Annotated in this window: 17 protein-coding genes; 4 read left to right on the forward strand and 13 right to left on the reverse strand. The window is 68.5% G+C overall.

Annotated features, from left to right (window positions below; translation table 11 throughout):
- Nucleotides 1-302 precede the first annotated feature (302 nt).
- Nucleotides 303-1,832 (forward strand): YifB family Mg chelatase-like AAA ATPase, encoded by a 1,530-nt coding sequence (locus ACSFBE_RS19180; protein WP_435492012.1) that lies wholly within the window; start codon nucleotides 303-305, stop codon nucleotides 1,830-1,832.
- Nucleotides 1,833-1,977: 145 nt separating this feature from the next.
- Nucleotides 1,978-2,733, forward strand: coding sequence for an SDR family oxidoreductase (locus ACSFBE_RS19185; RefSeq protein ID WP_435492013.1), 756 nt, complete (start codon nucleotides 1,978-1,980; stop codon nucleotides 2,731-2,733).
- Nucleotides 2,734-2,745: 12 nt separating this feature from the next.
- Here ACSFBE_RS19185 and ACSFBE_RS19190 read toward each other — a convergent pair whose 3' ends face one another.
- Complete coding sequence (locus ACSFBE_RS19190; protein ID WP_435492014.1) at nucleotides 2,746-3,930, reverse strand: fumarylacetoacetate hydrolase family protein; 1,185 nt, start codon at nucleotides 3,928-3,930, stop codon at nucleotides 2,746-2,748.
- Nucleotides 3,931-4,129: 199 nt separating this feature from the next.
- Here ACSFBE_RS19190 and ACSFBE_RS19195 point away from each other — a divergent pair, with 199 nt between their 5' ends.
- Nucleotides 4,130-5,059 (forward strand): acyltransferase, encoded by a 930-nt coding sequence (locus ACSFBE_RS19195; RefSeq protein ID WP_435492015.1) that lies wholly within the window; start codon nucleotides 4,130-4,132, stop codon nucleotides 5,057-5,059.
- A gap of 15 nt (nucleotides 5,060-5,074) precedes the next feature.
- On the opposite strand, the gene ACSFBE_RS19200 is transcribed toward ACSFBE_RS19195, so the two are convergent.
- From ACSFBE_RS19200 to ACSFBE_RS19255, 12 genes are all read right to left on the reverse strand, one after another.
- Complete coding sequence (locus ACSFBE_RS19200) at nucleotides 5,075-5,725, reverse strand: FMN-binding negative transcriptional regulator (RefSeq protein ID WP_435492016.1); 651 nt, start codon at nucleotides 5,723-5,725, stop codon at nucleotides 5,075-5,077.
- Nucleotides 5,726-5,834: 109 nt separating this feature from the next.
- Nucleotides 5,835-9,575, reverse strand: coding sequence for a molybdopterin cofactor-binding domain-containing protein (locus ACSFBE_RS19205; protein WP_435492017.1), 3,741 nt, complete (start codon nucleotides 9,573-9,575; stop codon nucleotides 5,835-5,837).
- Entirely contained in the window at nucleotides 9,572-10,045 is a 474-nt protein-coding gene (locus tag ACSFBE_RS19210) for a (2Fe-2S)-binding protein (RefSeq protein ID WP_435492018.1), read from the reverse strand. Before ACSFBE_RS19210 ends, ACSFBE_RS19205 begins: the two co-directional genes overlap by 4 nt.
- A 36-nt stretch (nucleotides 10,046-10,081) precedes the next feature.
- Nucleotides 10,082-10,795, reverse strand: coding sequence for a bifunctional nicotinamidase/pyrazinamidase (gene pncA / locus ACSFBE_RS19215; RefSeq protein WP_435492019.1), 714 nt, complete (start codon nucleotides 10,793-10,795; stop codon nucleotides 10,082-10,084).
- A gap of 37 nt (nucleotides 10,796-10,832) precedes the next feature.
- Nucleotides 10,833-11,567 carry an ABC transporter ATP-binding protein gene (locus ACSFBE_RS19220; protein WP_435492020.1) on the reverse strand — a complete coding sequence of 245 codons (735 nt, stop codon included), beginning with the start codon at nucleotides 11,565-11,567 and terminating at the stop codon, nucleotides 10,833-10,835.
- Entirely contained in the window at nucleotides 11,564-12,376 is an 813-nt protein-coding gene (locus ACSFBE_RS19225) for an ABC transporter ATP-binding protein (protein ID WP_435492021.1), read from the reverse strand. Before ACSFBE_RS19225 ends, ACSFBE_RS19220 begins: the two co-directional genes overlap by 4 nt.
- On the reverse strand, nucleotides 12,373-14,289 hold the full coding sequence (locus ACSFBE_RS19230) for an ABC transporter permease (protein WP_435492022.1): 1,917 nt from the start codon (nucleotides 14,287-14,289) through the stop codon (nucleotides 12,373-12,375). Before ACSFBE_RS19230 ends, ACSFBE_RS19225 begins: the two co-directional genes overlap by 4 nt.
- A 24-nt stretch (nucleotides 14,290-14,313) precedes the next feature.
- Nucleotides 14,314-15,519: an ABC transporter substrate-binding protein gene (locus ACSFBE_RS19235; protein ID WP_435492023.1), complete on the reverse strand. Its 1,206-nt coding sequence runs from the start codon at nucleotides 15,517-15,519 to the stop codon at nucleotides 14,314-14,316.
- A 63-nt stretch (nucleotides 15,520-15,582) separates the two neighbouring features.
- Nucleotides 15,583-16,167: an amino acid synthesis family protein gene (locus tag ACSFBE_RS19240; protein ID WP_435492024.1), complete on the reverse strand. Its 585-nt coding sequence runs from the start codon at nucleotides 16,165-16,167 to the stop codon at nucleotides 15,583-15,585.
- Between the two features lie 136 nt (nucleotides 16,168-16,303).
- On the reverse strand, nucleotides 16,304-16,945 hold the full coding sequence (locus ACSFBE_RS19245; RefSeq protein ID WP_435492025.1) for an amino acid synthesis family protein: 642 nt from the start codon (nucleotides 16,943-16,945) through the stop codon (nucleotides 16,304-16,306).
- A 20-nt stretch (nucleotides 16,946-16,965) separates the two neighbouring features.
- A complete protein-coding gene (locus ACSFBE_RS19250) occupies nucleotides 16,966-17,865 on the reverse strand; it encodes a UPF0280 family protein (RefSeq protein ID WP_435492026.1) in 900 nt (299 codons plus the stop codon).
- Between the two features lie 3 nt (nucleotides 17,866-17,868).
- A complete protein-coding gene (locus tag ACSFBE_RS19255; RefSeq protein WP_435492027.1) occupies nucleotides 17,869-19,482 on the reverse strand; it encodes a 6-hydroxynicotinate reductase in 1,614 nt (537 codons plus the stop codon).
- A 304-nt stretch (nucleotides 19,483-19,786) separates the two neighbouring features.
- Between ACSFBE_RS19255 and ACSFBE_RS19260 the strand changes: the two genes are divergently transcribed.
- A complete protein-coding gene (locus tag ACSFBE_RS19260; protein ID WP_435492028.1) occupies nucleotides 19,787-20,560 on the forward strand; it encodes a ferredoxin--NADP reductase in 774 nt (257 codons plus the stop codon).

Genomic DNA, 20,560 nt, shown 5'->3' on the forward strand with positions numbered 1-20,560 from the left:
TGGCCGTCAGCTGGGCACTGGCGAACATCGGCAGGGAAGCGAGGGCGACCACGGCCAAGGCCCGGGCGGTTGTACGGTGCATCATCGATTTGGCTCCTGTGCAGGATAGGAATGAAAGGGGGAACCCGTTCAAAGCAGGGAGCGTGCCAAACTGCACGGGTGTGCGGTACGAAGGGTGGATGGACTGCGGCTGTCACGACTTGAAACGTCATCAAAATGGGCGCAGGCGACGGCGCGCACCAATCTGAGCGTTGTCGTGCCAAACGTACAAGATCGCACCGATTTGGTGAGGGGGAGAAAAAATGAGTCTTTCTTTGGTGCAGAGCCGTGCCTTGCTCGGACTGGAGGCGGCCGCTGTCACGGTCGAGGTGCATCTGGCCAATGGCCTGCCCAGCTTCACCCTGGTCGGGCTGGCCGATGTGGAGGTCAAGGAGGCGCGCGAGCGCGTCCGCTCGGCGATTCACAACGCCGGGCTCGAATTTCCCAACAACAAGCGCATCACCGTCAACCTCGCGCCGGCCGATCTGCCAAAGGATTCCGGACGCTTCGACCTGCCGATCGCCCTGGGCATCCTCGCCGCCAGCGGCCAGATCGACCCCGACCGCCTGGCGGGTCACGAGTTTGCAGGTGAGCTTTCACTCTCCGGCCATCTGCGGCCAGTGCGCGGTGCGCTGGCGATGGCGCTCGCGCTGCACACCCGCGGCGTGGCGACGCGGCTGGTGCTGCCGGCCGACAGCGCCCAGGAGGCGGCGCTGGTGCCCGATGCGGTGGTCTATGGCGCCCTGCACCTGCTCGACGTGGTCGGTCAGTTCCTGCACCAACCGGCAGGTGCGCCCGAAGCGCCGCCGGCGGCAGGCTGGGCCCGTGTGGCGCCGGGCTCGGCCGCGGCCGCCGAGCCCTACGCCGACCTGGCCGACGTGAAGGGCCACGCCGGCATCAAGCGCGCGCTGGAGATCGCGGCCGCCGGCCAGCACGGGCTGCTGATGGTCGGCCCGCCGGGCTCGGGCAAGTCGATGCTGGCCCAGCGCTTTGCCGGGCTGCTGCCGCCGATGACCGTCGAGGAGGCGCTCCAAAGCGCGGCCATCGCCAGCCTCGGCGGGCGCTTCACGCTCGACACCTGGATGCGCCGCCCGACGGCGGCGCCCCACCACACGGCCAGCGCGGTGGCGCTCGTGGGCGGTGGCTCGCCGCCGCGTCCGGGCGAGATCTCGCTGGCGCACCAGGGGGTGCTCTTCCTCGACGAATTCCCCGAGTTCGCCCGCGCCGCCCTCGAAGCCCTGCGCGAACCACTCGAGACTGGCACGATCACCATCTCGCGCGCGGCGCGCCGGGCCGAGTTCCCCGCGCGTTTTCAGCTCATCGCGGCCATGAACCCGTGCCCCTGCGGCCACCTGGGCTCGGCGCTCAAGGCCTGCCGCTGCACTCCCGAACAGGTCGCCCGCTACCAGGGCAAGCTCAGTGGCCCGCTGCTCGACCGCATCGACCTGCATGTGGAAGTGCCTGCCATCGCGCCGCGGCAGCTGCTCGACGCGGCGCCGGGCGAGTCGACCGCGCTCATCCGCGAGCGGGTCGTGGCGGCCCGGGGCCGCGCCATCGCCCGCCAAGGCACGCCGAACCAGGCGCTGGCGGGCGCGGCCATCGACCGCCACGCCGCCCTGGAGCCGGCCGCCCTCGCCTTCCTGCACACGGCCGCGTCGCGGCTGGGCTGGTCGGCGCGCAGCACCCACCGTGCGCTCAAGGTGGCCCGCACCATTGCCGACCTCGGCGATGCAGAAACGGTGCAGACGGCGCACGTGGCCGAGGCGGTGCAATACCGGCGCGCCCTGCGCTGAACCGCACCGCACTGGCCTCTGCCACTGTTGGCCTTTCCGCAAACACTGCGTTCAAAACGGCAGGCGCCGGCGACGTGCGGCCGCGACACCATGGCGGTCAGGGCGGCGCATCCGGTGCCGCCTCCATCCACACAAGGAAAACCCCATGACACCATCGCCCGATCGCAAGATCGCCTTCATCACCGGCGGCAACCGCGGCATCGGCTTCGAGACGGCCCGCCAGCTCGGTGCCCTCGGCATCCTGCCGGTGATCGGTGCGCGCAGCGTCGCGACCGGGCGCGATGCGGTCGGGCGACTGCGCGAAGAAGGCATCGAAGCCGAGTCGATCGTCTTCGACGTCACCGACGACGCCGACCACCGGCGCGCCTTCGAGGTCTTCCAGAAGAAGGCCGGCCGTCTCGACATCCTGATCAACAACGCCGGGGTCTACCTGGAAGGCGACGCCGGCGCCGCGCCGCGCTACCTGCCCTCCACCGTGCCCGACAAGGTGCTGCGCGCCACCTTCGACGCCAACTTCTTCGCGCCCATCGCGGTCACCCAGGCGCTGCTGCCGCTGCTGCGCCTGGCGCCGGCCGGCCGCATCGTCAACCTGTCGAGCATCCTCGGCTCGCTGACGCTGCACGGCGACCCCACCTCGCCGATCTACGACGCCAAGGTGACCGCCTACAACGCGTCGAAGACCGCTCTGAACGCCTACACCGTGCACCTGGCCTACGAGCTGAAAGGCAGCAGCACCAAGGTCAATTCGGCCCACCCCGGCTGGGTGCAGACCGCCATGGGCGGCAGCAGTGCACCGATGAACGTGGTCGACGGCGCCAAGACCAGCGTGCAGCTCGCGACGCTGCCGGCCGACGGCCCGAGCGGCGGCTTCTTCCACCTGGGCGAGCCGCTGCCCTGGTGAGAGCGTTCTGGGCTACAGCAGCCCGCGGTGCGCGAGGTTGCGCATCAGCGCGGTGATGCCGAAGCGCCAGCGCGGCGCCTGGTGGGCGTGCACCACGCGGTTGACCAACGCGCCGAGTTCCGGTGCCCAGATGCGCACCTGGTCGCCCACGACGTGGGTGAACCCCTGGCCGGGGCCATGGCGATCTTGCGTGGGCGCGAACATGGTGCCGAGGAAGAGCATCAGGCCGTCGGGGTAATCGTGGTGCTGGTTGATGGCCTGGCCCACCAGATCGAGCGGATCGCGGCTGATCTTCGCGAGCGAGCTCGAGCCTTCGAGCGTGAAGCCTTCGGGGCCGGTGACCTGCAGGCCGACCGTGATGCGGCGCACGTCGTCGATGCCGAAGTCGGCGTCGAACAGGCGGATGAAGGGGCCGATGGCGCACGAGGCGTTGTTGTCCTTGGCCTTGCCCAGCAGCAGCGCGCTGCGGCCTTCGAAGTCGCGCAGGTTCACGTCATTGCCCAGCGCAGCGCCCAGCGTCTGGCCGCGGCTATTGACGGCCAGCACCACCTCGGGCTCCGGGTTGTTCCACACCGAGCCCGAATGAATGCCCACGTCGGCGCCCGTGCCCACCGCCGACAGCACCGGCGCCTTGGTGAAGATCTCGGCGTCGGGGCCGATGCCGACCTCCAGGTACTGCGACCACGCGCCCTGCGCGATCAGCACCTCCTTCACCCGCGCTGCCTCGGGCGAGCCCGGCACGATGTCCGCGAGGTTGTCGCCCAGCACGTCGCCGATGGCCTTGCGCGTGGCCTCGGCCCGCGACGCATCGCCGCGCGCCTGTTCCTCGATCACGCGCTCCAGCAGGCTGGCGACGAAGGTCACGCCGCTGGCCTTCACCGCCTGCAGGTCGCAGGGCGCGAGCAACCAGGGCTGCGTCGTGTCGCGCGCCGTCTCGTCGCTGTTGGCCAGGGTCCCGTCGAGCGATGCGATGCGATGCGCGATGCCGTCCTGCAGCGCCGCGCGCACGGCGGCGGCGGGCGCGTCGCCTTCGAGCAGCTGGCTCATGGTGGGTGCGACCCGCGACAGGTCGTGCAGGTGGTCGCCATGCACCGCAACCAGCACCGGGCCGACGTCCGGCTGCCAGAGGCGGCCGACCAGCGTGGCCTGGGCGGCATCGTGCGGAAGAGAGGAAGAGGCACGGAGGGAGAGGGGCATGGTGTTGTCTCGGCTTTGAATTCTGAAGGGCGCGCCAGCCGCGAAAGGCCGCGCGCCGCAACGATAACGCGCCCGGCCGCCGCGTGCGTGCCGCGGGGATTCCGCACCGGCCTGATCTGGCTCAGGAAGCCCTGAGTCATCTTGTGCGCACAATGGGAGTCTTCGCGCTCATTCGCGCCCTCGCGGCGCCGCCCGTCCCATGCTCGGTTTCCTGCCCCCTGTCGTCCGTGGCGTCATCGCCTTTCTGCTGCTGGTGATCAACACCTTGTTCTGGTGCAGCCTGGTGTTCGTGCTGGCCTTGGTGAAGCTGGTGCTGCCCTTCGCCGCCGTGCGCCGGGGCATCGACCCGGTGCTCAACGGCGTGGCCACCGCCTGGATCGCCTGCAACAGCGGCTGGATGCGCCTCACGCAGCGGACCGTGTGGGACGTGCAGGGCGTCGATGCGCTGACCTACCGCGGCTGGTACCTGGTGAACGCCAACCACCAGTCGTGGGTCGACATCTTCGTGCTCCAGCACACGATGAACCGCCGCATTCCGATGCTGAAGTTTTTTCTCAAGCAGCAGCTCATCTACGTGCCGGTGATCGGCCTGGCCTGGTGGGCGCTCGACTTCCCCTTCATGGCGCGCCATTCGAAGGCCGACCTGCGCAAGAACCCCGCACTGCGTGGCCAGGACCGCGAGACCACGCGCCGCGCCTGCGAGAAGTTCGCCCTGGTGCCCACCAGCGTGATGAACTTCGCCGAGGGCACGCGCTTCACCGCTGCCAAGCACAAGGCGCAGGGCTCGCCCTACCGCCACCTGCTCAAGCCCAAGTCCGGCGCGCTCGCGCTCGCGCTCGAAGCGATGGGCGCCAAGTTCCAGTCGCTGATCGACGTGACGATCGTCTACCCCGACGGCGTGCCGAGCTTCTGGGACTTTCTCTGCGGCCGCACGACGCGCGTGGTCGTGCGGGCGCGCGAAGTGGCGATCCCGGCCGAATTCGCGCAGGGCGACTACGTGGCGGACTCGGTCTTCCGCGGCCAGTTCCACCGCTGGCTGGCCGCTATCTGGGCCGCCAAGGATGCGGAGATCGAGGGGCTTCTAGCGTCGGCCGGGGTGGCACCCGAAGCCGTGAAGACGAAGGCCTAGCCTCCGCCGCCGACCTCAAGCCTCGTCGCGCCGATCGATCGCTTGCCTCACCAAGGACGCCATCCTTGCAGCGTTCTCGGTCCCCTCGGCGACCAGCCCGGTGACGGTGCCCAACCTGTCCTGCAGGGCTTCATCCTGGCTGACCTTGAGCTTGCCGACCAGACGGTCGATCGGAATCTCGATGCCCACCACGGCACGCGCCAACTTGTCGATGAAGTCCGCTGGCGCATCCGTGACCTTCCACGGTAACACCCGCGAGGATTCATTGAATGCGGTGAGCCGGACCAACATCTCGTAGACCCAATCTCGGTCGTCGATGGCCCGAGCCACACCGTGTGCATGCACAACGCCGTAGTTCCAGGTCGGAACCACCTTGCCATCCTCGAGTTTGCTCGGATACCACGCCGGCGTGATGTACGACTGCGGACCTTGAAACATGACGACCGACGGCGCCGAATCCGGAAGCTGCTTCCACACCGGATTGGCCCGTGAGACGTGACCAAGAAGCGTCCCGGACGGGCCACGCGACCTGTCCAGCAGAAAGGGAATGTGATTGGCGAGAAGGCCGCCATCGCTGGGGGTGACCCAGGCGCCCAACGGGTGGGCTTCCATCAATGCATACGCTTCATCGATGTCCGGCATCGCATGGTTTGGGGGTATGTACATGAGAGAACTCCCGTGGTGTGAGTGAGCCGTCGACACGGTGCGCAAGTGCATGACCCGACGATTGCATTTTGTCTTGTCGGCACGTTGCCGATATCGAATCGCTCCCCCTTCAGCGCTCGGCTGCGGCTTCGGCCCGCAGCCGCGCCACATCCTTCGCCAGCGCCGGCCAGGGCGCGGCCTGCGGCGCGAAGCGCGCGCGCATGTAGCCGGCGAGCTCGACGATCTGCGCGTCGTCCAGCGCATCGCCGAAGGCCGGCATGAAGCCGATGTCCTTCGTGGCCGGCTCGCGCACGCCGTCGAGGATGGTGCGCAGCAGGTTGTCGGGCCGGTCGCTCGTGAGGTTGGTGTTGAGCGCGAGCGGCGTGTTCACGCCCAGCAGCGTCGGCCCGTCGCCGTCGTGGTGGCAGGCGGCGCAGGCGTTGTCGAACAGGCGCTGCGGGGCGCCGAGCAGGCGGCCCTTGTTGACGGCGGCCATCTGCACCGCCTGCACGGCTTGCGCGGCCAGCGCCTGCGCGTCCGGCACCGTCGGGTTGAAGGACGCGAGGTAGGTGCTCATCGCGCGGATGTCGGCGTCGGGCACCTGCTGCAGTTCGCGCACCACCTCGGCCATCGGCCCGCCAGCGGTGCCGTGCGACGGCGCATAGCCGTTGCGCAGGTAGCGATAGAGCGCGTTGGCATCCCACGGCACGGCGGACTTCGACAGCGCCGTGAGCGCGGGCGCCTCCCAGCCGTCGACCATTGCGCCCGAGAGGAAGGCGCTGCCGCCCTGCTCCGCCCCCAGCGCGTTGCGCGGCGTGTGGCAGGCGCCGCAATGGCCCAGGCCGTTGACCAGGTAGGCGCCTCGGTTCCACTCGGCGCTCTGCGTGGCGACGGGCGTGTACGGCGCGGGGTCGTGGAACAGCGCGTTCCAGCCGGCCATCAGCGGGCGCACATTGAACGGGAATTTCAGCGCCGACTGCGGCGTCTCGGCCTGCACGGCCGGCAGCGCCATGAAGTACGCGTACAGCGCCTGCAGGTCGTCGTCGCTGGTCTTGGCGAAGGCGGTGTACGGGAAGGCCGGGTACAGGTGATGGCCATCGCGCGAGACGCCTTCGCGCATCGCGCGCTGGAAGGCGCTGAACGACCAGCGGCCCAGGCCGGTCTCAGGGTCGGGCGTGAGGTTGGTCGTGTACAGGGTGCCGAAGGGCGTGTCCATCGCACGGCCGCCGGCGTTGGGTGTGCCGCCTTCCGCCGTATGGCACACCGCACAGTCGCCCATCGCGGCGAGCACGCGGCCGCGCTCGATGGTCGTCGCGCTGTAGACCGGCGCGGTGAGCGACACCGGCGCGATGGCGGAGCGCCAGCCGAGCAGGCCGACCACCACGCCGATGCCGCCGACGAGCAAGGCGCTCGCCGTGCCCCACACGCTTTTGCGCTTCGGCCAGGGCGCTCCAGCCGGCGCCCGCGCGGGCTGCGCGATCGGCACGGCATCGAGGCGCGGCGTGTCGGTGTTCACGTCGCCAGTCGGCGCCGGCAGCGGATTCAGCGCCGCCAGCACCACTTCGGGCGTGAACGGCGGCGAACGGAAGCGCACCCCCGTCGCATCGAAGATCGCGTTCGCAATCGCCGCCGTGCCCGGTACCGACGACGACTCGCCCGCCCCCAGCGGCGCCTCGCCCTGCCGCGGCATGTGCATCACCTCGATCACCGGCACCTGGCGGAAGTTGATGATCGGGTAGCTGCCCCATTCGCGGTTCGCCACCACGCCCGATGCCGGTCGGCCCACCGCGACCTCGCCGGCCGGCGCACCACCCGCCTGCTGCGGCGCGAAGCGCACTTCTTCCATCAGCGCGCGGCTGGTGGTCTGGATCACGTTGCCGTGGATCTGGTGCTCGACGCCCGCGGGGTTGACCATCATCCCCGCGTCGTGGCCGACCACCACGCGGCGCACGTGCACCTCGCCGGTCTTGCGGTTCACCTCGACATCGGCCACCCACGCGGCCCATGCGGCGCCGAAGCCGGGCCACTTGCTGTGCACGTAGCGCGCGTAAGCGAAGCCCTGGCCGAAGAGGATGTCACCTCCCTCTCCAAGGCCGCCATCGGCGTTCTCCTGCGGCCCGGTCCGCATGCGCCAGCCGGCCTTTTGGGCGGTCGCCTGCACCAGTTCGGCGGCGCGCTCGTCGTGCAGATGGCGCAGGCGGAACTGCACCGGGTCGACGCCCGCCGCAGTGGCGAGTTCGTCGATGTACGACTCGTGCGCGAAGGAACTCGGCAGCGCCGACACGCCGCGCAACCACGAGGCGCGCACGATCGGCGCCATGTCGTTGACCTTCACGCGCAGGTTGTCGACCGTGTACGGCGGGCGCGCGGTGCGGTCGCCCATCTCGTAGGCCTGCGCCACCGGTTCGACCGCGCGCGTGAGCAGCAGCGCCAGCGTGGGTGCGCCGTTCGACGGGTACGAGGTCTCGAAGTCGTAGGCGGCGATGCCACCGTTGGCGTCGAGCCCACCGTTGACGTCCATCAATTGCGCGGCGCCCTTGGGCTCCCACGCGTGCTCCTGTTCGCGCGTGAGCTGCACGCGCACCGGCGCACCGACCGCACGCGCCAGCAGCGCCGCATCGGCGGCCACGTCGTCGGCGCCGTTGCGGCCGTAGCAGCCGGCAGCTTCCATGCGGACGACATCGACCTGCACATCCTGCAGATCCATCAGTTGGGCGAGGTCGGCGCGCAGCACGTGCGGGCTTTGCGAACCGGCCCACACCCGCAGCGCAAAACCGTCCGCAGCGTCGGGCTGCCAATCGGCCAGCGCACACGACGGCCCGATCGACGCATGCATTTGATAAGGCCACACGTAGGTGCGCCGCATCGGCTGCGCCGCGCGCGCGATGGCGCCGTCGACATCGCCGTCGTCGATCAACAGGCGCTGGGTCGACGGGTTGTCGCGCAGCGCCTGTTCCACGTCCGACAGGTCGGGCATGCCGGGCCAGGCCTTCCAGGTCACGCGCAATTCGCGCATGGCCTGCTCGGCGTGCTCCTCGCGTTCGGCCACGATGCCGACGAAGTCGCGCAGCACCACCACGGCGCGCACCCCCGGGATGTGCGCGATGGACGACTCGTCCACCGACTCCAGCGTGTTGCCGATGAAGTCGCCATGGTCCGCGCCCGCGTACGGCGGACGCACCACACGGCCGTGCAGCATGCCGGGCACACGCATGTCGTGCACGAAGACGAGTTCTCCTGCGAGCTTGGCCGGGATGTCGACGCGGGGCTGGCGCGTGCCGACGACGCGGTAGTCGGCAGGATTCTTCAGCGCCGCGTCGGGTGCGAGCTCGAGCACGGTGCGCTGGCCCGCGACCAGTTGTGCGTACGTCACCTGGCGCGACACGTCATCGGCCACGCGCACGATGCCGTGGCGCACCTCGAGCGAAGCTATCGGCGCGCCGAGCCGCTCGGCCGCGCGCTCCAGCAGCCAGGCACGCGCCTGTGCCGCGGCCAGCCGCAGCGGCTGCGCGTGGATCTGGATCGATGCACTCGCAATGGTGCCCCCCTGGTTGGGCACGCGCGCGGTGTCCCCGAGCATCACGCGGATGCAGGGCATGCCCAGGTCGAGTTCCTCCGCAACGATCTGCGACAGCGCGGTCTGCAGGCCGGTGCCCAGGTCGACGTGGCCGTTCAGCGCTGAGGCACTGCCGTCGTCCCACACCGCAATCAGGATCTCGTCGCCCTCGGCCGGGTTGCCCGACACTGCAATCGGCTGGCCCGGCGACGGCGGCGGTGCGGGTGGGGTCGACCGGGCGACGAGCAGAACACCCTCGGCCGAGAGGAACTCGGCGCGCGTGCGAGGCGCGTCGGCGCGGCGCGAACTCGTCATGCGTCGGCGGCCAGCCGCGAGGCCGCCAGTTGCACCGCGCGAACGATCTCGACATGCGTTCCGCATCGGCACAGGTTGCCGGACAGTTCAGCGCGGATGCGTTCTTCGCTCGGATGCGGTTCGCGCGCGAGCAAGGCCGCCGCCTGCATCACCATGCCGTTGAGGCAGTAGCCGCACTGCGCCGCCTGGGCTTCCTCGAACGCGGCCTGCACGGGATGCCACTGCGCCCGCATGCCAAGCCCTTCGAGCGTCGTGATGGCGCGCCCCGCCACACCATGCGCCGGGATCACGCAGCTGCGCGCCGCGACACCATCGACCCATACCGTGCAGGCACCGCACTGGCCGAGTCCGCAGCCGTACTTCGGCCCGTTCAGACCGAGCGCATTGCGCAGCACATGGAGCAGCGTCGCCTCGCGCGAGGCATCGACGACGACGACCTGCGCGTTGACGGTCAGCGAGAGTCCAGGCATCTCGGGATCAGAACCTCACGCCGACGCCGGACAGCGTCATGCGCTGAGGATGTCCGCCGACTGGATGCGCTTCACGCCTCTGGCCGCCATCTGCTTCCATGCGGCCGCGAGCGAGCCGTTGAGGTCGATGCCGCGCGTGGCGTCCTCGATCACGTAGGCCTCGAAGCCGGCCTTGCGCGCGTCCATGGCGGTCCACGCGACGCAGAAGTCGGTGGCCAGGCCGGTGATGTACACCGTCTTGATGCCGCGCGCCTTCAGGTAGCCGGCCAGGCCGGTCACCGTCTTGTGGTCGGCTTCCTCGAAGGCCGAGTAGCTGTCGACGCCCTGGTTGTAGCCCTTGCGGATGATGAGCTGCGCGGTCGGCAGCTTCAGGTCCTTGTGCAGCGCCGCGTCGTCGGTGCCCTGCACGCAGTGGTCGGGCCACAGCACCTGCGTGCCGTACTTGAGCGTGGTGGTCTCGAAGGGCTTCTTGCCGGGGTAGGCTGTTGCGAAGGACGCGTGGCCGGGCGTGTGCCAGTCCTGCGTGACCACCACGTTCTGGAACGCGCCGGCCAGCTTGTTGATCACCGGCACCACCTCGGCACCGCCTTTCACCGGCAGCGTGCCGCCTTCGATGAAGCAGTTCTGCACATCCACCACGATCAGCGCGGCATTCGCGGCCGGCTTGCGCTTGCCCGCGGCGAAGAGCTGCGGCGACAACGCAGCAAGCCCGAGGGCGGCACCGGCGTGAAGGAAGGTTCTGCGTTGCATGACGGAGCTCCTGGCGAAGGTTGGGGAAGACCGATGATCAGACGCTGAGATAGGCGCGACGCACGTCGTCGTTGGCAGCGAGCTCGGCCATCGTCGCCTGGTAGCGGATCTGGCCCTTCTCAAGCACATAGGCCCGGTCGGACACCAGCTCAGCGAAGTGCATGTTCTGCTCCGACAGCAGGATGCTCACGCCCTGCGCCTTGAGCTCGAGGATCATGTTGGCCATCTGCTCGACGATGACCGGGGCCACACCTTCGGACGGTTCGTCGAGCAGCACGAGGTAGGGGTTGCCCATCAGCGTGCGCGCGACGGTCAGCATCTGCTGTTCGCCGCCGCTCATGCGGCCACCTGGCCGGTTCGGCATCTCGCCAAGATTGGGGAACAGCTTGAACAGGCGCTCCGGCGTCCACAGCGGCGCCTCGCTGCCGTCGGCCCAGCGGCGCGGCGGCTGCTTGCCGACTTCGAGGTTCTCCATGACCGTGAGGTCCGTGAACACGCGGCGGTCTTCGGGCACGAAGCCCAGGCCCATCTTCGCGGCGTGGTGCGGTTCGCTCTTCGAGATGTCGTGCCCGAGGAAGCTCACCGCGCCCTTGCGCTTGGTCAGCATGCCGATCAGCGCCTTCAGCGTGGTCGACTTGCCGGCGCCGTTGCGGCCCATCAGCGCAACGACTTCGCCGCGGCGCACCTCGAGGTCGACGTCGTACAGGATCTGCGCGGCGCCGTACCAGGCGCACAGCGACTTGGCGGTCAGCAGTGTCTCGTGTGTGCTCATACCCCGGCTCCCACGGCCGCGTTCACTTCCGCGGCCTTCTCTGCAATCTTCTCGAAGGTCTTGCCGCTGCCGAAGTACACCTCCTGCACCTTCGGATGGTCGCGGATCTCCAGCGGCTTGCCCTGCGCGATGAGGCGCCCACGGGCCAGTACGATCATGCGGTCGGCATAGGCGAACACCACGTCCATGCTGTGCTCGGTAAACAGCACGGCCATACCGCGCTGGATCACCAAATCCTTGGTCAGCGCCATGAGCGAATTGCGCTCCTTCGGCGCCATGCCGGCAGTGGGCTCGTCCATCAGCAGCAGCTTGGGTTCGTTGGCCATGGCGATGGCCAGCTCGACCCGCTTCACGTCGCCGTAGGCGAGTTCGCTGCAGGGCCGATCGGCCTGGGCCTTCATGCCGACCTGGTCGAGCAGCGCCAGCGCGTCGTCGCGCCGATGGTCGGCCGCGCGGCGCCACATCGAGAACAGCTTGCCGTCGTGCGACAGCAGCGCCATCTGCACGTTCTCGACCACGGTGAGCGACGCGAAGGTTTCGGCGATCTGGAAGGTGCGGCCCACGCCCAGGCGCCAGATCTCGCGCGGCTTGCGGCCGACGAGCTCGACGCCGTTGAGCTTGATGGACCCCTGGTCGGCCTTGAGCTGGCCGTTGACCATGTTGAAGGTGGTCGACTTGCCGGCGCCGTTGGGGCCGATCAGCGCCAGCAGTTCGCCGGGCGCGAGGTCGAAGCTGATGCCGTCGACGGCCTTCACGCCGCCGAAGGACTTGCCGAGGTTCTCGACCTTCAAAAGAGGTGTCGCGCTCATGCCTTGACCTCCTGCACATCCGCCACTGGCGGCTTGCGTTTGAGCTTGTCGAACAGCTGCTTGGCGAAGCCCGCGATGCCCTGCGGGAACAGCAGCACCAGCAGCAGGATGATCGCACCGAGCATCGCGCGCCAATAGTCGGTGTTGCGCGCCACCGTGTCGTGCAGCCAGCTGAAGGTGACGGCACCGACCACCGGGCCGGCCAGCGTCTGGATGCCGCCGAGCAGCACCATCACGAGGCCGTCGACCGACTTGTCGACGCTCAGGCTCTCCGGCGAGATGCTGCCCTTCGAGAACGCGTAGAGCGAGCCCGCGAGGCCGGCCGCCGCGCCGGCGATGACGAAGGCGGTCCACTGCATGCGCTTGACGTCGATGCCGATCGCATCGGCACGCAGCACCGAGTCGCGGCCCGCACGCAGCGCATAGCCGAAAGGCGAGAACAGCACGCGGCGCAGCAACAGGATGCCGGCCGCGACCAGCACCAGCGTGAGCCAGTAGTAGGCGCGCTTGTCCGAGAGCCATTCCGACGGCCAGACGCCGGTGAGGCCGTTGCTGCCGCCGGTGAACGAATCCCATTGGTAGACGATGGCCCAGGTGATCTGCGCGAACGCCAGCGTGAGCATCGCGAGGTACACGCCCGACAACCGCACCGCGAACCAGCCGTAGACCAGCGCGCCGATGGCGGCGACCAGCGGCGCGACGACGAGTGCGGCTTCCATCGGCAAGCCGCTGGAGCGCACCAGCAACGCGGCGCCGTACGCGCCAAGACCGAAGTACGCCGCATGGCCGAACGAATGCATGCCGGCCGGCCCCATGATGAAGTGCAGGCTGGCCGCGAAGAGCGCCGCAATCAGCAGGTCGATCATCAGCACCGTCGTGTACGGCGAGCTGGCGGTCAGCACCGGCATCGCCATCAGCACCAGGCCGAGCGCACCCACCAGCCACAGGTAGGCCTTGCTCGCGCGGCGCAGCGGTTCTTCGGGCATGCCAACGTAACGGCTCGGCGCCTGCGGGCGACCGAACAGGCCCCACGGGCGCCACACCAGCACGATCGCCATCACGACGAAGTCGGTCACCAGCGTGAGCTTGGAAAAGGAAATGCTCAGGCCGAACACGTCGACGACACCGAGCCAGATGCAGATCGCCTTGATCTGCGACAGCAGCAACGCGGCCACGTAGGCGCCGGGGATGGAGCCCATGCCACCGACCACGACCACGACGAATGCGGCGCCGATGGTGTTGAGGTCGAGTGCCAGCGTGGCCGGTTCACGCGGCAACTGCAGCGCGCCGCCGAGGCCGGCCAGCATCGCACCGAGCGCGAACACCGCCGTGAAGAGCCACGCCTGGTTCACGCCCAGCGCGCTGACCATTTCGCGGTCCTGCGTAGCGGCGCGCACCAGCGTTCCGAAGCGGGTGCGCGTGAGCAGCAGCCACATGAGGAAGAGCACCACCGGCCCGACGACGATGAGGAACAGGTCGTAGGTCGGGAACTGCCGGCCGAGGATTTCGACCGAGCCCGAGAGGCCGGGCGCGCGGGGGCCGAGCAGTTCGTCGGGCCCCCAGAAATAGAGCACCGCGTCCTTGATGACGAGGACGAGGGCGAAGGTCGCCAAGAGCTGGAACAGCTCCGGCGATTTGTAGATGCGGCGCAGCAGCACCATCTCGATCAGCGCGCCGAGCACGCCGACCGACAGCGCCGCGATCACCAGCGCGGGCCAGAAGCCCAGGCCCGTGCCGAGCTTCTCGACCAGCGTGTAGGCGACATAGATGCCGACCATGAAGAAGGAGCCGTGCGCAAAGTTGACGATGCGCGTGACGCCGAAGATCAGCGACAGGCCCGCCCCCACGAGGAACAGCGAAGAAGCCGACGACAGCCCGGTCAGGAACTGCAGCAGCAAGGACGAGAGACTCATGGGTGCAAGCGTTCCGGAAAAGGGTCAGTCGGCTGCGCGCGACTTCTTGACGTCGGCGGCGCTCGGCTGGAACTTGGCGCCGTCGAAGTAGGTGTAGTCGACCATCACGCCCTTGCCGTTGTCGTTCTTCGTCTTGCCGACGAAGGCGCCCATGGTGGACTGATGGTCTTCGGGGCGGTAGGTGATCTTGCCGAACGGCGTGTCGACCACCAGGCCCTTGAAGGCCGCGACCATCTTGGCTGTTTCCGTGCTCTTGGCCTTGGTGGCGCCGGCGGCGACCGACTTGATCATGCTGTAGCCGACCACCGAGCCGAGGCGCGGATAGTCCTTGTACTTCCCGTGGTACGCCAGGAAGAAGGCCTTGTGCTCGGGGGTCTGCACGCCGTACCACGGGTAGCCGGTCACGATCCAGCCGTTGGGCGTTTCGTCCTTGAGCGGGTCGAGGTACTCGGGCTCCCCGGTCAGCACGCTCACCACCGCGCGGTCCTTGAAGAGGCCGCGCGTGTTGCCTTCGCGCACAAACTTCGACAGGTCGGCACCGAACAGCACGTTGAAGATCGCATCGGGCTTGGCATCGGCCAGCGCCTGCGCCACGGCACCGGCATCGACCTTGCCCAGCGGCGGCGCCTGTTCGGCAACGAACTCGACATCGGGCTGCGCGGCCTTCAGCAGCGTCTTGAAGGCGGCCACGGCCGACTGGCCGTATTCGTAGTTGGGGTACACGAAGGCCCAACGCTTCTTCTTCAGCTTCACGGCTTCAGGCACCAGCATCGCGGCCTGCATGTAGGTGCCGGGGCGCAGGCGGAAGGTGTATTCGTTGCCGCCCTGCCAGGTCATCTTGTCGGTGAGTGGTTCGCCGGCCAGGAAGAAGACCTTCTTCTGCTTGGCGAAGTCGGCCACGGCCAGGCCGGTGTTCGACAGGAAGGTGCCGGTCAGCACGTCGATCTTCTCGCGAGCCACCAGCTCTTCAGCCACGCGCACCGCGTCGCCGGGGTTGGCGTTGTCGTCACGCGTGATGAGCTCGACCTTCTTGCCGTTGATGCCGCCCTTGGCATTGATTTCTTCGACGGCCAGTTCCATCCCCTTCTTGTAGGGCTCGAGGAAGGCGGGCTGTGCCTTGTAGCTGTTGACTTCGCCGATCTTGATCACGCCCTGCGCATGCGCGGGAACGAGGGCGGTGGCGAGCGTGGCGACGGCCGCCGCGCTGAAGACATGACGCAATGGGTTCATGGGGAAACTCCTGGAGAGGTCGAACAGAAAAAACACAAGGTGGCAGAGGCGGTCATGGTGCGGTCAGCGCAGACCGTCTTCGCCCTTGATCTCGGAATGCTGGAGGCCACCGATGCGCGGCAGCGGGCGGCCGCTGTCGGTCACGGCGACGGCCACGACGATCTCGTTGGCGCGCGGCGCGTCGGACACGCGGGCTTCGATGGCGTCGAAATGGCTGCGCACGAAGGCGGCGTCCTTGTGGCCCAGCGGCACGTCGATGGCGGTGCCCAGCGTGCCGCGCTTCTTGGCCGACGGCACCAGCGCGGCGCCCTTCTCGACCGCCGCGCGCAGCGGCGCGCCCAGCTTGGGATGCAGGATGGCGGCGGCATGCTCGAGCTCGCCGGCCTCGCCGACGATGGCCGCCTTGCCGTAGCTCTGCGCATCGCCCGGCGCGATGCCGAGTGCCGCGACCGCCTTCTGGCCCAGCAGCGCGCCCAACTCCTCGCCGATGGCGATGAGTTCGTCGAGCGATTCGCTGTAGCGGCCGGCGTAGGGGTTCTCGATGACGGCGATGGCCACGGCACGGCGTGTGGGCGGCGTGATGTCCCGGCCCATTTCCTTGCGGGTCTCGTCGACCTGCACGATCAACTTGCGAATGTTGGCAGTCATTGGCTCACCCCCAGGTCGCTGCGCACTTCGTGTCGCGACTCCCACCCCCTACCGGGGGCAACACCAGTGGCCTGGCAAAGCCAGTTCCACGGTGTTTCTGGATTTGAAACGTTGGCGTTCGTTTGCATGGTGTTGTTCATCGGAGTCCGTCCCACTTGGAAATGTTTTCAGCGAGCAGCCCGCCGACGCGGGCGTGCACGCGGTAGCCGGTGCTCATCGCGAGGATGAAGACGATCTCATCGGCGGCCGGCGCGCCGGGCACGCGCACCTCGATGGCGTCGAACTGGCCGCGCACGTAGCTGGCGTTGATGTTGGTCAGCGGCACGTCGAGCGCGGCACCGGGCGGGCCGACCTTCTTGGTCGACGGCACGATCGACAGCGCGTTGGCTGGCTGGCCCGTCTTCTCCTCGGCCTTGCCGGCGGTGTAGGCGCCGCGGTCACCCTTCCAGCCGAGCAGCTCGCGCATCGCGTAGCCGCCGGGCACATGCCACAGCGCGCCGTGCTCCAGCTCGCCGGCCGCGCCGACGATGGCGCCCTTGCCGTAGGTGGCGATCTGATCGAGCGGCACGTCCATGGCGGCGTGCAGCCGGTGCGCCATGTCGACGCCCACCGGGTCGAGCAAGGCCATCATCGGCAGGATGTCGGGCTCGTAGCGGCCCGCGAAAGGGTTGGTCATCACCACGCCGATGGCGCCACGCACCAACGGCGTTGCGGCGCGGGGGCCGAACTCGTGGTGGATGTGCTCGACATGGGTGAAGACGCGGCGGATATCGATCATGGAATGAGGCTCGCCATTCGTTAAGCAAATACTGAACCAACTGCATCCCGCGGGCTCGCCGCGGTGATGGAGCATAAGGGCTCGACAAGACGCCACTGCCCCTGGCAAACCAGCATCGCGGCCCAAGCGTTTCCGCTGTGCTGAAGCGCGCGCGCGCGGGCCGCGCCCGCATCGAGTGCACGGCGCACCGTCGCGGGCGCGAGCGGCGGCACGTCGACGGTGACCGGGATGTCGCCGAGGTCGCTGTCGTCCTTGCACTGGCTGGCCGGCAACCGGCGGATCGCGGCGTCGTCGACGTTGACCGCGTTGGCGATGACGGTGGCTGCCGCATCGGCCTGCGCGGCCGTGGCGGCCAGCACCGTCACGCTGTCGGCGATGCCCAGCGAGAAGCTGCGGCCGCGCCAGCCGCTGGTGGCGACGCCGCGCACCGGCGCGGCCGCATCGATGACGAACTGGCCGTCGGTCGTGAGCGGGCCGGCGTCGGCCAGGTCGAAGCGTGCGATGTCGGCGAACAGGCCGACACGCGCCGAGCGCCCGGCGGCCAGGTGCAACGCGATGTCACCGCCGTTGTTGACCCAGGCGCGCTCGACGCCGGCGCGGCGGTAGAAGGCAATGATCTCGTCGGCCACCGACCCGGCCACGGCCGCCATCGGCGTGATGAAGGCCGGGCGGAACGGCGCGCAGGCATTCCACATGCGACGCGCGATCGGGCCTTGCAGCGCGCAGTGCGCGCCCACCGATTGCCGCAACAGCGGCAGCTCGCCCACCAGCTCGGCGAGCAGCGATTCGAAGCGCGCCCACGCCGCCGCATGCGCCGACGCCACGGCCGCGGCATCGCCCTCGGCCTCGATCAACAGATCGATCGGTCCGTGGTGCAGGTGCCAACGCTGGGCGTCGAGCAGATGGCGTTCGGCGTGCAAGGTTCAGCCCAGCATGGGTGGCTGGCCGAGCGGCCAGGGGTTGGCGTCATCGATGCGCAGCCACTGGCGCGTGACCGGCGCGCCGTCGTCCTGCCACGCACCGCGGGCCAGGGCTTCCTGCAGCGGGAACACATGCTCGACATGGCCGCCGAGCGCGGCGTAGTCCTCGAGCCGCATGCTGAATTCGATCGGCGCGACGATGGCCGGCGTGGGCACGGTGCCGAAGCTGTTGTCGGGCATGCGCATAACGTCGACCATCACTGTGATGCCGCCCCCCGGCCACACGTAAGCCGGCGCACCGCCGCAGGTCACGTTGACCAGCGCGCGCTTGATGGCGCGGGTGAGCAGCACCGGGTTCTCCGTGACGCCCGCGCGCAGGCTACCGCCGGCACCGCCGAGGAAGAGCACCGTGCACAGCGAAGGCTCGCAGTTCTCGCCGATGCGCTCGACGATGCGCTTCACTTCCTCGGGCATCGGCTGCTCGACCGGCGTCAGCGCGTCGTCGAGCACGTACCACTGCGCATGCTCGCCGGTGGTGGAGGTCATCAGCAGGCGCAGGCCCGGCTTGGCCACGCCCTCTTCCCAGCCCTCGATGATCGAGAGCGGGTCGGCGATGTCGGTGCCGCCCCAGCCGTTGCCGGGGTTCGCCACCTGGAAATAGCGCCCGGGCGTCGATTTGCGGCCCAGCATCTTGATGCCCGATTCGGGCATGTCGAGGCAGCGCCCGGCTTGGTGCTGCGTGAGCACGCCGGTGATGTGGTCGTCGACCACCACCACTTCGTCGGCCACGCCGGCGAACTGGCGCGCGAAGATGCCCACCGCAGCCGAGCCGCAGCCCACGCGCATGCGCTGTTCTTCCACGCCGTTGACGATGGGCGCACGGCCCGCCTGGATGACGAGGCTGGAACCGCCGTCGATGGTGCATTCGGCCGGCTGCTTGTTGCCGAGCTTCTGCATCAGTTCCAGCGCCATGCGCCCTTCCTTCTTGCTGCCGCCGGTGAGGTGGTGCACGCCGCCGAGCGACAGCATCTGCGACCCGTACTCGGCCGTGGTGACGTGGCCGACCACCTCGCCCTTGTAGCGGACGTTGGCCTGCTCGGCACCGAGGAAGCGGTCGGTGTCGATCTTCACCTTCAGGCTGCAGTAGCTGAAGATGCCTTCGGTCACGACCGTGACCATGTCGACGCCACGCGCCTTCGAGCCCACGATGAAGGGCGCGGGCTTGTAGTCGGGGTAGGTGGTGGACGAGCCGACGCCGGTGACGAAGACCTCGTCGGCATGGAGCAGGTCGCCGTTCCAGTCGGGTTCGACCCCTTCAGCGGCCGGCTCGGCGCCGTCACGGGCGAAGGGCACGAGCGCCGGCGACGGGTTCTTCAGCTCGCGGCGCAGCAGCACGACGGGGTCGACGCGCACCAGCACGCCGTCGCGGTTGGCGTAGCGGTCGCAGGCGCCGGTGCGGCCGTCGGAAATCTGGCAGAGCACCGGGCAGGCGTTGCACTCGACCTTGGCCGTGCTCATGCGGTCGTTGCGCAGCGGTGCCTTGCCGAAACCGGCGGCGTCGGGGATCACCGGCACGTCCATGCCCGGCAATCCATCTGTCTTCGTGTGTTCAGTCATCGTGGCGATCTCTCAGATAGCGTGCTGCAACCGCGTGCAACAAACATGCCGGTTTCACGCTTGCGCGCAATTTGTCATTTGTGTAGCATCTACTCCACGTTCATGTGGTGTTCACTACATCAATGCTTCGGAATCTACCGATCCGGCTCGATGTTTGCATGGGTGTTTTCCAGGGCTCCCCGGCAGGGTGCATACGGTGAACGACAATTGGGAGGCCTCAGCCGGCGTCTGCGGGTTGAGGCCGCCAGCCCCGTTTGCAAGCCTTTGTCGCCCGCCATTTCGTTCACCTTTCATCGAGTCATTCATGAGTGCATTCAGCGAAGAACGCGTCCTCTCGGTCCACCACTGGACCGACCGCCTGTTCACCTTCACCACCACGCGCGACCCGGCACTGCGCTTCTCGAACGGCCACTTCACCATGATCGGCCTCAAGGTGAACAACAAGCCGCTGCTGCGTGCTTACTCCATCGCCAGCGCCAACTACGAGGAATACCTCGAGTTCCTGAGCATCAAGGTCGACGACGGCCCGCTCACCTCGAAGCTGCAGCACATCCAGGTTGGCGACACCATCATCGTGGGCCGCAAGCCCACCGGCACGCTGCTGATCGACTACACGCTGCCGGGCAAGCGCCTGTACCTGTTCGGCACCGGCACCGGCCTGGCGCCGTTCATGAGCATCATCCGCGACCCGGAAACGTACGAGAAGTTCGAGAAGGTCATCCTGGTGCACGGCGTGCGCCAGATCGACGAACTGGCCTACCACGACCTCGTGCTCGACCACCTGCCCAAGCACGAGTTCCTGGGCGAGCTGATCGCCAATCAGCTGCTCTATTACCCGACGGTCACGCGCGAGGAATTCCGCAACATGGGCCGCATCACCGAATTGGTCGAAAGCGGCAAGCTCACCGATGACCTCGGCCTGCCGCCGATCAACGCCGCCGAAGACCGCGTGATGCTGTGCGGCAGCCCCGGCATGCTGGTCGACCTCAAGCACATGCTCGAAGGCCGCGGCTTCAAGGAAGGCAACACCTCGACGCCCGGCGACTTCGTCGTCGAACGCGCCTTCGCAGAAAAGTAA

The sequence above is a fragment of the Variovorax sucrosi genome (assembly GCF_051216635.1).
GTDB lineage: Bacteria > Pseudomonadota > Gammaproteobacteria > Burkholderiales > Burkholderiaceae_C > Variovorax.

What these genes read in the sequence shown, in the direction of transcription:
- ACSFBE_RS19180 (WP_435492012.1), top strand. Translation starts at nt 303, where the DNA reads ATGAGTCTTTCTTTGGTGCAGAGCCGTGCCTTGCTCGGACTGGAGGCG.
- ACSFBE_RS19185 (WP_435492013.1), top strand. Translation starts at nt 1,978, where the DNA reads ATGACACCATCGCCCGATCGCAAGATCGCCTTCATCACCGGCGGCAAC.
- ACSFBE_RS19190 (WP_435492014.1), bottom strand. Translation starts at nt 3,930, where the DNA reads ATGCCCCTCTCCCTCCGTGCCTCTTCCTCTCTTCCGCACGATGCCGCC.
- ACSFBE_RS19195 (WP_435492015.1), top strand. Translation starts at nt 4,130, where the DNA reads ATGCTCGGTTTCCTGCCCCCTGTCGTCCGTGGCGTCATCGCCTTTCTG.
- ACSFBE_RS19200 (WP_435492016.1), bottom strand. Translation starts at nt 5,725, where the DNA reads ATGTACATACCCCCAAACCATGCGATGCCGGACATCGATGAAGCGTAT.
- ACSFBE_RS19205 (WP_435492017.1), bottom strand. Translation starts at nt 9,575, where the DNA reads ATGACGAGTTCGCGCCGCGCCGACGCGCCTCGCACGCGCGCCGAGTTC.
- ACSFBE_RS19210 (WP_435492018.1), bottom strand. Translation starts at nt 10,045, where the DNA reads ATGCCTGGACTCTCGCTGACCGTCAACGCGCAGGTCGTCGTCGTCGAT.
- pncA (WP_435492019.1), bottom strand. Translation starts at nt 10,795, where the DNA reads ATGCAACGCAGAACCTTCCTTCACGCCGGTGCCGCCCTCGGGCTTGCT.
- ACSFBE_RS19220 (WP_435492020.1), bottom strand. Translation starts at nt 11,567, where the DNA reads ATGAGCACACACGAGACACTGCTGACCGCCAAGTCGCTGTGCGCCTGG.
- ACSFBE_RS19225 (WP_435492021.1), bottom strand. Translation starts at nt 12,376, where the DNA reads ATGAGCGCGACACCTCTTTTGAAGGTCGAGAACCTCGGCAAGTCCTTC.
- ACSFBE_RS19230 (WP_435492022.1), bottom strand. Translation starts at nt 14,289, where the DNA reads ATGAGTCTCTCGTCCTTGCTGCTGCAGTTCCTGACCGGGCTGTCGTCG.
- ACSFBE_RS19235 (WP_435492023.1), bottom strand. Translation starts at nt 15,519, where the DNA reads ATGAACCCATTGCGTCATGTCTTCAGCGCGGCGGCCGTCGCCACGCTC.
- ACSFBE_RS19240 (WP_435492024.1), bottom strand. Translation starts at nt 16,167, where the DNA reads ATGACTGCCAACATTCGCAAGTTGATCGTGCAGGTCGACGAGACCCGC.
- ACSFBE_RS19245 (WP_435492025.1), bottom strand. Translation starts at nt 16,945, where the DNA reads ATGATCGATATCCGCCGCGTCTTCACCCATGTCGAGCACATCCACCAC.
- ACSFBE_RS19255 (WP_435492027.1), bottom strand. Translation starts at nt 19,482, where the DNA reads ATGACTGAACACACGAAGACAGATGGATTGCCGGGCATGGACGTGCCG.
- ACSFBE_RS19260 (WP_435492028.1), top strand. Translation starts at nt 19,787, where the DNA reads ATGAGTGCATTCAGCGAAGAACGCGTCCTCTCGGTCCACCACTGGACC.